Here is a 12870-nt window from a genome sequence, read left to right as displayed (position 1 = left end):
ATAGGCACCGTTGGTGTAATAGTGACATGCCCAGTATCATCTGTCGTACCAGAACCAATGACATTGCCATCCTTATCTAATAATTCAACTTTTGTATTCGGATCAGTAGTCACAGTGATTGGCGTTTGAGTACCTGCTTTACCAATTAAATCTGTGTCCAGTGTTGGAGTAGTTGGTGGCGTTGTATCCGTCGCTTTAACTGGATCTGACGTAGAACTATTTGGATGTTCGGCGTTATCCGTTGCCTTAGCAGTCACGTCACCTTCCGGAATAGGTTTAGTCGGTGTAATTGTGACATGACCAGTATCATCTGTCGTACCAGAACCGATGATATTACCATCTTTATCAAGTAAATCAACATGTGTATTCGGATCTGTAGTAACTTCAACAGGATCAGTAGTCGTTGCTTTACCAGTCAGATTCGAAGTAACAATTGGTTTACCTGGAGGTGTTAAATCAGTTGCTTTCTTCGGTTGAGACGTAGAACTATTCGGATGTTCGGCATTATCAGTTGCCTTAGCAGTCACGTTACCTTCAGGGATAGGCACCGTTGGTGTAATCGTCACACGACCATTACTATCTGTCGTACCAGAACCAATGACATTGCCATCTTTGTCTAATAATTCGACTTTAGTATTTGGATCCGTAGTCACAGTGATTGGTGATTTAGTTGTTGCCTTACCAGTTAAATCATCCGTAACAACTGGTTCCGTCGGAGGTGTTGTGTCAGTAGCTTTAACTGGATCTGACGTAGAACTATTCGGATGTTCTGCGTTATCCGTTGCTTTCACAGTCACATTACCTTCAGGGATAGGCACCGTTGGTGTAATTGTCGCATGACCCGTACTATCTGTCGTACCAGAACCAATGACATTACCATCTTTATCAAGTAAATCAACATGTGTATTCGGATCAGTTATAACTTCAACAGGGTCTTTCGTACCCGCTTTACCCACTAAATTACCAACAACTGAAGGTTTCACCGGAGGTGTTAAGTCAGTTGCTTTCTTCGGTTGAGACGTAGAACTATTCGGATGTTCTGCGTTATCCGTTGCTTTCACAGTCACGTTACCTTCCGAAATAGGCACCGTTGGTGTAATCGTCACACGACCATTACTATCTGTCGTACCAGAACCAATGACATTGCCATCTTTGTCTAATAATTCGACTTTAGTATTTGGATCCGTAGTCACAGTGATTGGCGTTTGAGTACCTGCTTTACCAACTAAATCTGTGTCCAGTGTTGGAGTAGTTGGTGGCGTTGTATCCGTCGCTTTAACTGGATCTGACGTAGAACTATTTGGATGTTCCGCGTTATCAGTTGCCTTCGCAGTAACGTCACCTTCTGGAATAGGTTTAGTCGGTGTAATAGTGACGTGACCATTATTATCTGTTGTGCCAGTACCTATAATATGACCATTTTTATCGATCAAATCTACTCTAGTATTAGGGTCAGTTGTAACAGTTATTGGTGTTAACGTCGTTGCTTTACCAATTAGGTTTGTATCCACTGTCGGCACTGTAGGTGGAATTGTATCTGTTACTGGTACATGATCTGAATCTATTGTATTTGGTGTTTCTGCGCCATCTGAAGCTCTAGCGAATATTTTACCCAATGGTAATGGTTCTCTAGGTGTAATGATTCCGTGACCATCTATGCCTGTGATGATAACGCCATAACTCTTTCCATTCTCATCAAAAATTTCTACTCTTGTTAATACATCAGTAGAAACATCAATTGGCGTTCTTGTTCCAACTTTATTTACTAAGTTAGTATTAATAACCGGTTTTCTAGGTGGTGTTGTATCTGTAACATGTCTTGGATCAGATGTTGCGTTATTAGTTGCATCTATTTGATCATATACTTTCGCTGTAATATTACCTTCAAATAGATAATGGTCAGGTGTAATGTATGCATGACCATTTGAGCCGGTAATGCCTCGTCCAATAACATTATTATGTTTATCTAATAATTCGACACGCGTGTTAGGTGTGGTTGTAATATCTATGACAGGAGAAGAAAATGCTTTACCTGAAACATCCGTATTAATAACGGGTTTTATTACTGGAATTAACGTTGTCGCTTGAACTGGATTAGAAACTGAACTATTCGGATGTAAGGCATTATCTGTTGCTTTCGCAGTTACACTACCTTCTGGGATTGGGCGATCTGGCGTAATGATGACATGACCACTAGCATCTGTCGTACCAGCACCAAAAATTTGTCCATTCTTATCGATTAATGCAACATGTGAATTAGGGTCAGTAGAAACATCAATTGGTGTTAATGTTCCAGCTTTATATACTAAGTTTGTGTTAATCACAGGTGTAGATGGTGGTGTTGTATCTGATGCGAATTTTGGATCAGACGTCGAAACTTTTGATTCATCACTGTGATTGTATGCTTTGGCAGTGACATTACCCTCAGGAATGGGACTTGTTGGTGTAATGTAAGCATGACCACTGGCATTTGTTGTTCCTGTTCCAATTTTATTTCCGTTTTTATCGAAAATCTCAACTTTAGTATTTGGGTCAGTAGAGACATCGATAACTGATACTGTCGTCGCTTTACCTACTAAGTTTGAATTGATAACGGGTTTTACTGGTGGTTGATTCTCAATTGAAGGTAATGCACTATCTTCTGGCAATATACGACCTGATAAAACTGTATAAGCAGATTTACTCACACCACCCATTGCAGCTGTATTAGCATATGACCATGCATTTTCCAATTCTGCTGTAGTCACGTTGTCTCTTAATTTAACTTCAAGATGCATATGATACGCACGATTTGCGCCTTCAGGATGGTTAGGGTCTACTTGTATCCCAATACCATAGTTCCAGCCACTAAATTTCCCTCTTTGATCTTCTACTGCTTTTCTTAAATCAGGATTATTTCTATTTGAATGGAAATATTCGTTAGCATCTGCATTGAAGCTTTTACCTGGTCGAACACCGAAACTAAGATAAAAAGTTGTATGACCGAAATCACGTTGATTACTTCTTAGCATATCAATCACTTGAGTGCTATTATCTGGATCGATAATGAAATCACTAGGTGATTCACTTAATAAACTATTACGACCACTTCTTCTTTCATATGCTGCGTAAGAAAGATTTTTAACTGAATCGCTAGCGAATGAACCATCTGAATTAAGTTTCATAACTTTGTAAGGTAATAGCAAAGCCATACCTAAACGTTGTTGAGAACCGGGAGGTATGAAGTTAATTCCGTCATTATTAAAGAATACATCATAAACTAAGTATTTAGAGTTACCATCATGTTTATAATATGCACGCATAACTGTTTTTCTTGATGTAATACTTTCTACACCGTTAGCTTGTTGACCTGTTCCAAGGGCTCTACCATCAGGTAATGAAGCATAGTTACGTTGATACACAATAACGTTTCTACCTGAATTCCAACGCCCGTTTAATGTAGTAAATCTAAAATTACTACCTGGTGTAATATGTTGGCCATTTCTTGGGTCACGTTTACCTGAATGTGATCTCGTAATAATATTTGCTAATGAATTACGAGTGCGTTCTAGCCTTTTAATTAAATCAATAAGGGACTGTTGTGATACATTACTAGATTGAGTAAGATGATTACTTTCTATAACTAATTGTCTAGCTTCCTCAATACGAGAATTAGTTGGTTCTAAAGCACTCGCTTCTGGTATCTTGCTTTGGATTTCTTGAGTAAGATGAGACACTTTAGTTAAACGTTTAAGGTCTACATTTGCCTTATTGTCTGATTCCACTATTTGGTGTTTATCTGATTTATCTTCTATTTGTTGAGATGGTTTTGAATTAGAAGACTGCGTTTGTTGATGAGTTAATTGATTTTTTGCAACTGAAGACGACTTCGACTTCAGCGGTTCTGATGTTTCATTTTGAATGACAGATGAACGTTCCTCTTTTATTTCTTTATTAGAAGAGGTTGATGTATCAGTTAATACTTTGTCATCAGTCTTAGAGTTCAAAGCGCTTTTTTCAGTGGAAGGCTTATCAATTTGCTGTAACTGATTATTATTATCTACAGTTGCATTTAACGTTTGCTTACTTTGAATTGTTGTTGCATCATTTTGAAAACTATTTATGTCTCGGTTTGCTTGTGTATCAGTATTCGTCTTAGCTTTTTCTACGGTAGCATTAGCATTCTCACTTGCATGCGCTTGATCCGTATGCGTCCCTAGAAATACGAGCGTGGCAATTAAAGTTGAGAATGTTCCCACTGCATACTTTCGGATACTGAATTTCTGCAATTTATCTCGATGATTCATTGATGCGCGTCTCTCCTATTCTATGTTGTATATTCTTGATGTTGATGTTATGAGCATGATTGAAAAGTAATTCCGATAACACATAGCTCAATATCAAAAAGGTTGATAATTAAGTTACCGTTATTATTGTCAAAATTTTAAGTGTCACTTAAACACAAAAAAATTACTCGACAAAAGTTTTACAACTCCTCTCGGGTATTAAATTTCAATTATCATTATGAAATGAACAATTCAATTGTTGTTCTCTTTAATTGTAGCACTAATTCAATTCACTGTGAATTAGAATTTTTGTCAATAAAATAAATTAATTTATGAATTGAGCGGCATTTAAAATTAATGAAAAAATAAAGAGTGGAACGGGATGCTTTTAAAATTCATCGTCCACTCCTATCTTGCTTTGTTTATAAAATGTCTTAGTAAAATGCGCTTTGCTAGGACCCCCTCCCGCAAAGATGAGTAGAACTGAGAAAAGCTCGGTTTAAGCGCCTTCTCAGTTCAGTCAGCTACTGCAAATTTCCAAAATACATCATTATTTTATATATGTTCCAAACTCATTGCGTCCGTTATAACTTCGATGAAATATATTTACCCGATACATATAGTTCATGTTCATTACAAATTGAAAGTATGTGATTAATTGAATGTGCGTAAGCCATATCTTTATATATTTCAATACTATTAAGTGGTACGTCAGTATATATTTCGGCTAGGCGTTTGGATAAAGTTAAGTTATCTTTATCACTTTCAATTTTCTTGCGTTGTGCAGGTGTTAATTTATCAATATTAGACAGCACATTTTCGACACTTCCATAGGTTTGAATTAATTTGAGAGCTGTTTTCTCGCCTATCCCTTTTACACCGGGATATCCGTCTGCACTATCACCCATAAATGCTTTAATATCAATCAGTTGTTGCGGATTTAACTGATATTCATCATTGAAACGTGTTAAAGTATAGCGATTATATATGTTAAATCCTTTTTTAATTAGCCACACTTCTACTTTTTCATTGATGCATTGTAAGATGTCTTTGTCTCCAGTGATGATGTGAACTTCATTATTTTTTGAAAAAGATTTTGCAAGCGTACCTATAACATCATCAGCTTCATAATTTGTCATACCTACATTAATGAAACCAAATTGATCTGAAATGTCTTTGACATAATCAAATTGAGGTATGAGTTCTTCTGGAGGCGCTGGACGGTTTTGCTTATAAGCACTATACATCTCATTTCTAAATGTTGATTGTCCCATATCCCAACAAACTGCAACATGGCTAGGTTTAATTTCATTAATCGCTGTAAAAATATGTCTGACAAATCCTTGGATACCATTAGTTGGTACCCCTTTTGAATTATACATAAATTGTTTGTGTAAACTAGTTGCATAGAAATGTCTAAAAAGTAAAGCCATTCCATCCACTAATAGGACACGATTTTCCATAGATTGTGCCTTCTTTCTATTTTAATAGTGCATTTAATTTTTGATGCGCTGTTTGTAATTGTTCAATTAAAGTATTGTCCAAATTAAATGATACTAATTCATCAATTTGGCTTTGAATTGCACCTTCAAGTTGCGCAAATTTATCTTCTGCCTCTTCATTCATTGAGGCAACAAATTGAATTAATGCTTGTCTGAATTCACTCATTTGATTTTGTAATAATTCAAGTGTGCTTATACTAATTTGTTCTTGCAATGCTCTTTGAGTATTAGGATTAAGAATTCTTCGTTTAGTTAATTGTTTAGGTAATGTAGCAAGCATATCGTTTAAATCTATACGTAAAAATGCTTTTTCAGTAAATTCAGGCGTGACATTAAACTCAGGATTAATAAACACATGCAATTGGTTTAATTTTTGTAGTATTGGTGCGACTTGATCGCTAAGTTGATGATTATAATATTTTTTTATATGCTCAACTAATAGACTTTGTTCCAAATACAGGCGTTGGTGAATTTGGTCTAAAAATGTTTTAGAAGAAATTTTCTTTTCATCATTAAAATCACTATTTTGAGTCATTTGACTATTATAAACACTTTTAACATCATCTAATAATTGTAACTTTAATCTTCCATTTAAATGATAAATCTGATCTTCAACCTCATTATTAGTATGTTGTTCCGTAGTCATTAACAATTGATTTGATAATCTTTGCTTATTTTGATATTGCTTTAATTGCTGTTGACGTTGCTCAATATGAGATTGGTTTGTTTGATAGTCATGAATCATTTCTTCAAATGAAAGATTGATTTGTTCAAGCTGCTTAACCATTTGTTGTTCTAATATACGATTTGAATCTATTTCTACAAATTGATCAATACTTTGTCGTAATTGATTAATGCCTTCATCGCTTTGTTTCAGTGCTTGTCTACTTGAAACGCCAAAGATATCTGATTTTAGGTTGACTTGAGTGAGCGCATCTTTAACATAATGTTTCACAGCGTTTAAATCATCAGTGCTTTCTGCTAAGTCTACCGCATTGATGACCATTTTAAATGCTTGATTTTCATTAAGTTGATTCATTTCTTTCATATGTTCAATAAAATGTTTATCGTTATCTGTAAAGGAATGATTAAAATAACTCACATATAAAATTAAGTCAGATGAAGTCAAAATTTGTTCAGTTTCATTTGTATGTCGTTGATTATTAGAATGTAAACCTAGAGAATCAACAATGATTTTTCCTTTAAGCCATTCTATCGGTAAATTGATATGGACAGTCTTAACAAATGTAGCGAATTCATCTTCGGCACTCCATTTCTTAATTTCTTCTCGAGAAATCACATGTTTAGCACCTTCTTCTAACATATCTTTATACATCGAATAATGTTTGTGAACTGCGCTTACAAAGGCAAGTTGGTTCTTTTCTAATTGACGCTTTAAACGTTGAATATCAGAATTGATAAATGAGTCAAGTGTGTCAAAAGAAACATCGTGATATTCAATCAGTTGATTAAGTTCGCTTAATAGTTGTTCTTCAGTTTTAAGTGTAATCTGACTATTCTCTCCATATGATAATTCAGTCGTCGCTGCAGTAGTTGGATTTGGTGAACTGACTAAATATTGTCCCCCTAATAAAGCGTTAATTAAACTACTTTTACCTGCACTGAATGTGCCAAATACACCAATTTTAACTAACTTATTGTCTAATCGTTCTAATGTATCTTTAATATCTTTTTTCGTTCTTTCAAATAAAGGTACAGGATTAATAATACCCAATGCTGCTTGAATATTAACTTCATTAATGTTATTAACATTCGAATGATGATTTGATGCGTCCTCATCGTTTGTGGTAGCCTGTTCGGTATCTTCTAGAACATAATTTGCCTCAGTTCTACCTATTAATTTATCTAAAGAATCTTCCATATGGATATAATAATGTAAATAATTCTTAGTAGTTAGAGATGATTTTAAATTTTGTAACTCTAGATAATGCTCGTAAATTTGTAAGTCATCAGTCGTCTCCTCAGTTAAATCTTGCGCTTGTGTATACTTAATTGCTTTATCAAACAATGGATTAGATTGTTTTTCTACATCATTTCTGATTGCTTTTAGCACGTCATCACTGAAAGTAAGTACATACGTATTACTTATACTCGTTTGAGGTTGATATAAATTTGAAATTAAACTTGAATCAATATCATAATGCTGATTTAGAATGTCATGATTCACCTCGGAATTATTAATAAAGCGAGTTAAGAACGACATATCCTCTCTTAGTGGTTGTCGAATTTGTTGATTCATCTTATCTTGTAATTTAGTTACAACATTTTGTAGTCGCGCTTCTTGTTCTTCTTGCTTTTTCTTCTTTTTATTTAAGAAGCCTCCAACTTTAAAATCGTCACTCATACTTTCAAGGTATTGTCTAATTTCTTCACGCATGTCATGCGTCATTATATATGCGTTATCTAATACATCTTTACGCTTTTGTTTTAAAAAGCTTAATAATTGATCAGGATTATTCAAAAGTCTAGCTTCTTCACTAACAGCTTGATTTTGTTGAAACTTGGCGTAAGCTTGTTCAAATTCATCTTCATTAATGTTAAGTTGTTCCAATATATCTTGTAGCTCATTTTGAATATATCCTAATTGTGCTTCTGTAATGAATTTCACTGTACGATTGACATAATCTTCAATAGCTTCTCTGTTATTATCTTTCTCTATTAAATACTGAGAGAGGCGTGATAGTTCATTTTCAGGGTGATCGAATTTAGACACATAAAAGATATCTGTTAGATTAATCTCCCAATCCTCAATTGACTTATTGACTCTCTCTTTAAAAGTTTCAAAAGTAATTTCATCTTCATTATGTTTATCAATTTGATTAATGATAAAGATGACAGGAATCCCTACATCATTCATTCGTTTAATAAATTGAAAATTTAAGGCTGATTGTACATGATTATAATCTACTGTATAGAATAGAATATTACTTGTGTACATGAATTGTTCAGTAGTGGATTGATGTGTAGCAACGTTTGAATCTACGCCAGGTGTATCTTGCAAAGTAAAGCCATTTTTAAATTTTGTAGATGGAAAATTAATCTCAACAGATTCTACATCTACATTTAAACGGTTCATTTTTTTAACTTCATCATAAGTTTTTAATTTAGAATATTGTTGATTTTCTAAATTGGCTATAATACCTTGTTTATCTGAAACAGATACAATTGCAGTATTACTTGTTGTTGGTACTGGTGAACTTGGAAGAATATCTTGTTCTAATAATAAGTTGATTAAAGTTGATTTACCCGCTGAAAAGTGTCCTACAAAAGAAGCAGTATATTGATTTAAATATACTTTTTTAATGACTTGATTAATGGTATGTACTAAAGTTAAGTTTTTAGATTTTTCAACTTCCTTTTTTAATTTATATAAAATATCCAGTTGTTCATTATTAGCCATGCTAAGTCCCCTTTATTTCAAACATTCTAATAAAAAAAGTAAGAGCTTGAGACATACTAAATGTAACAGGCTATTTTAAAAATGGTAGTATTCTATAGAATTGAATGAACGGCATTACAATATCAATTCTGCCAAGCTACCTATTTATTAAATTTTATCACAACACTAGTTTGAAACAAATATAAAGAATTGTTAATTAAACCAAGCAGGTTTATCTCCATCGGTGTTTGGTTTATTAACGCCAATATTTTCTTTTGAGTATAGTTTTGGGTTTTTAGCAATTCGGACAGCTAAACTTGCAACACTTCGACGTGAAACTTCTGTTCCTTTAAATTGAGCGTCTTTTGAAGTAACTTCGTAATCTGTTTCATTCTTAAATGTAAGCCAAGCAGGACGTATAATTGTATAATCTAGTGTTGACGCTTCAATAATGTCTGCTGCTTTACGATATTTAGTTAATTTTTCTCCAAATTGAGATTGATTAAATGCATTAAATTTAGGCGGTAATTCATCATAAATCCCAGGGGCAGCTACAAAGATTAGACGTTTTACATCTTTTTTAGACATTGCATCTACAATCGCTTGTGCTTCAACATCTAATGAACCAGATAGGCTCGCAAAGACAACATCAACTTTATCTAATGCCTGTTCTAAATCTTTCGCATTTTTTGCATCGCCTTCATATACTGTCACTCGATTTGATGCATAATCTGGAATTCGATGTGCATTTCTTAAAAATAAATCAACATTAAAATTTGAATCCTCTAAAAATATTTTAGTAGCCTCGATAGAGACCTTACCGTTTGCGCCAATAATTAAAACTGTTTGCATATGATTTCTCTCCTAACTATGATGTATAAAAATATATGTAGTTGTATCTAAATTTAACACTCTTACTATCACTTTACATCAGTAATAATAAGAGCGCTAATGAATTGATTAAATTAATTAAATATTATTAGATACATCAAGAAAAATTTACAAATTTAATAAAAATTATATCTTAGTTGGTTTTTTACCCCAATATTGATAATAAGTACATTCAATATAACCATTGAATAATTTTCTTCTCTTAGTCGCTTTTCGATTAACTAAGAATTCGAATTCTTTGTTGCTAGTAAGAATGTAGGTTGATAGATGTGCATGTTGGTTCATCAACTTACCAATATAACGATACATTTCTTCAACTTCTTCTCTATCCCCAATACGTTCGCCGTACGGAGGGTTCCCAACTAAGGCAACAGGGTTATCCGTATCAATCGTTAATGTATTAACATCTTTCACACTAAACTGAATAATATCTGCTAAGCCGACTTCTTCAGCATTACGTTTAGCAATTTCAACCATTTCAGGATCTATATCGGATGCAAATACTTGAATATCTTTATCATAATCTGCTTGCTGATCAGCTTCGTCTCTCATTTCATCGTATATATTAGGTGGCATAATATTCCATTCTTCAGAAACGAAATCACGATTGAATCCAGGTGCGATATTTTGAGCAATTAAACAAGCTTCTATCGCAATGGTACCTGAACCACAGAATGGATCAATGAAAGGTGTTTCTCCTTTCCAATTTGCTAATCGAACTAAACTTGCAGCCAATGTTTCTTTAATCGGTGCTTCCCCTTGAGCAATTCGGTAGCCACGTCGATTCAAACCAGAGCCCGATGTATCAATGGTTAGTAAGACGTTATCTTTTAAAATAGCTACTTCAACAGGATATTTCGCGCCACTTTCGTTTAACCAACCTTTTTCATCGTATGCTTTCTTTAAGCGTTCCACAATTGCTTTTTTTGTAATTGCTTGGCAGTCTGGCACGCTATAAAGTGTAGATTTAACACTTCTACCTTGAACAGGAAATTGGCCTTCTTTATCAATAATGTCTTCCCAAGGTAATGATTTCGTCTTCTCAAAAAGTTCATCAAATGTTTTGGCATTGAAGCGGCCAACTACGATTTTAATACGATCAGCTGTACGCAACCATAAATTACATTTTACAATCGCTTTAGCATCACCTTCGAAAAAGATGCGCCCATTTTCAACTTGTGTTTCATATCCGAGTTCTTGAATTTCTTTGGCAACAACAGCCTCTAATCCCATAGGACAAACTGCTAATAATTGGAACATGACGTGATCTCCTTTTTTATAATTACATTTATATGTTAACAAATATTTAAAATCTTATGTATGATTAGAAAAAAATAAAAGCTCTCCAATAAATGGGAGAGCTAAACTAGTTCATGATATTTCTGTAAGCCATGTTCTGTACCGTTGTACTCATATCGTACACTAGTTGTACTGGTACGTCGGTGGTAACCATCTGTCTACATATCTTTATATTTCGATAAAGACGTCTCGTTTATACGTTGAATTCCGCTAAACAAGTGCTCCTACCAAATTTGGATTGCTCACTCGAGGGGTTTACCGCGTTCCACCCTTCTTATTTCTAAGAAGGCTACGTCACTGTGGCACTTTCAAACTAATTTAACCGTATCATTAGACTTAGGTTATTTCGTTGCCGTCAAATTAATGCCTTGATTTATTGTTTCATCAAGCACGAACACTACAATCATCTCAGATTGTGTGAGCATGGACTTTCCTCTATATTGCTATAGCGATTACCCAAAATATCACTTTTGCGATTATATCATAATTATCTATACTATTACAGATATTTTTGTAGATTTACTATTGTTTAGTGAAAATGACACTACACAATAGTTATCTATTATTACATTCATTAAATCTAAAGACGCTTACATTACTTTCCAAATACAGCTTTTTCTAAGTTAGAAATTCGTTTTAAAATATCAACATTATTGTTTGATGAATTAGCGTTGTTTGAAGAAAATGATTTATTGTCAGAAGGTCTTGATGTTGCCACTCGTAGTCTTAATTCTTCAACTTCTTTTTTTAGTTTGTTATTTTCTTCAGACAATTTTACAACTTCATTATTCATATCAGCCATTTTTTGATAGTCTGTAATGATATCATCTAGGAAAGCATCTACTTCCTCACGACGATAACCACGGGCCATAGTTTTTTCGAAATCTTTTTCATAGATATCTTTTGCTGAAAGCTTTAAAGAAACATCTGCCATTTTTTCCACCTCATTCGAAACTTTGATCTTGCTCCCACTGCATGTCATTTATAAAATCAGTGAGTTCATCAAATGCCACAATATCACAAGTATAGTTTGTTTTATCTATAAAATCAACTAACATCCTTTTAAAGAATTTCGGGCTTCCTTCTTGCTCATCATCATATATAAGTAAAGACATATCAGAGTGATCTAGCATAAATTGATCTGTTTGTTTGAACTGATACGGCCCCTCATATTCTGAATGATGAACACTTTCCATAAAATCAGCTTCTTGCGCAATCTTATTATACTTCATTTGATTTTGTTCATTCCACTTCGACGTATGTCCGTAAAATGGTGTTATAATGCCTAATTTCAATTCTGGATAATCAGAACGTAAATCGATAACAACCTCAGCAGTCCATAATTCAATACCAAGTTGACCTTGGATGAGGACCCATTCAAGACCTTCATCAATATATTGAAGTAATTTGTGCTTGAGAAATGCTTTTAAATAATAGACTTCAGGTGCATCATCTTTAAATATATTTAACTCAAATGATTTATATCCTGTAACATACACAGTTTTCATTTGTG

At 33.9% G+C, this 12870-nt stretch carries 7 protein-coding genes and 1 other RNA gene; all 8 read right to left on the bottom strand.

What is annotated here, in order from left to right:
• A partial coding sequence (locus KA828_RS09085; protein WP_210126085.1) for a YSIRK-type signal peptide-containing protein occupies nt 1-4286 on the bottom strand: 4286 nt, incomplete at its 3' end.
• Nucleotides 4287-4849: 563 nt separating this feature from the next.
• Nucleotides 4850-5728, bottom strand: a complete 879-nt coding sequence (locus KA828_RS09080; protein ID WP_075108789.1) for a 5'-3' exonuclease — start codon at nt 5726-5728, stop codon at nt 4850-4852.
• A 16-nt stretch (nt 5729-5744) separates the two neighbouring features.
• A complete protein-coding gene (locus KA828_RS09075; RefSeq protein ID WP_210126084.1) occupies nt 5745-9188 on the bottom strand; it encodes a dynamin family protein in 3444 nt (1147 codons plus the stop codon).
• Between the two features lie 192 nt (nt 9189-9380).
• Entirely contained in the window at nt 9381-10019 is a 639-nt protein-coding gene (locus KA828_RS09070) for an SDR family oxidoreductase (protein ID WP_210126083.1), read from the bottom strand.
• 165 nt (nt 10020-10184) lie between these two features.
• Nucleotides 10185-11318: a THUMP domain-containing class I SAM-dependent RNA methyltransferase gene (locus KA828_RS09065; RefSeq protein ID WP_210126082.1), complete on the bottom strand. Its 1134-nt coding sequence runs from the start codon at nt 11316-11318 to the stop codon at nt 10185-10187.
• Between the two features lie 120 nt (nt 11319-11438).
• Nucleotides 11439-11821, bottom strand: an RNA gene (rnpB, locus tag KA828_RS09060) — RNase P RNA component class B.
• A 131-nt stretch (nt 11822-11952) separates the two neighbouring features.
• Nucleotides 11953-12291: a cell division regulator GpsB gene (gpsB, locus tag KA828_RS09055; RefSeq protein WP_053029416.1), complete on the bottom strand. Its 339-nt coding sequence runs from the start codon at nt 12289-12291 to the stop codon at nt 11953-11955.
• A gap of 10 nt (nt 12292-12301) precedes the next feature.
• Nucleotides 12302-12865, bottom strand: a complete 564-nt coding sequence (locus tag KA828_RS09050; protein ID WP_075108785.1) for an SLOG family protein — start codon at nt 12863-12865, stop codon at nt 12302-12304.
• Nucleotides 12866-12870 lie beyond the last annotated feature (5 nt).

Origin of the sequence: Staphylococcus sp. GDY8P85P, assembly GCF_017892405.1 — a bacterium.
Lineage (GTDB): Bacteria > Bacillota > Bacilli > Staphylococcales > Staphylococcaceae > Staphylococcus > Staphylococcus borealis.
This window is presented reverse-complemented; position numbering and strand designations above follow the sequence as displayed.

Excerpts from the sequence above, each read along its gene's own strand:
- KA828_RS09075 (WP_210126084.1), bottom strand. The coding sequence starts at position 9,188 with ATGGCTAATAATGAACAACTGGATATTTTATATAAATTAAAAAAGGAA.
- KA828_RS09070 (WP_210126083.1), bottom strand. The coding sequence starts at position 10,019 with ATGCAAACAGTTTTAATTATTGGCGCAAACGGTAAGGTCTCTATCGAG.
- KA828_RS09065 (WP_210126082.1), bottom strand. The coding sequence starts at position 11,318 with ATGTTCCAATTATTAGCAGTTTGTCCTATGGGATTAGAGGCTGTTGTT.
- KA828_RS09080 (WP_075108789.1), bottom strand. The coding sequence starts at position 5,728 with ATGGAAAATCGTGTCCTATTAGTGGATGGAATGGCTTTACTTTTTAGA.
- gpsB (WP_053029416.1), bottom strand. The coding sequence starts at position 12,291 with ATGGCAGATGTTTCTTTAAAGCTTTCAGCAAAAGATATCTATGAAAAA.
- KA828_RS09050 (WP_075108785.1), bottom strand. The coding sequence starts at position 12,865 with ATGAAAACTGTGTATGTTACAGGATATAAATCATTTGAGTTAAATATA.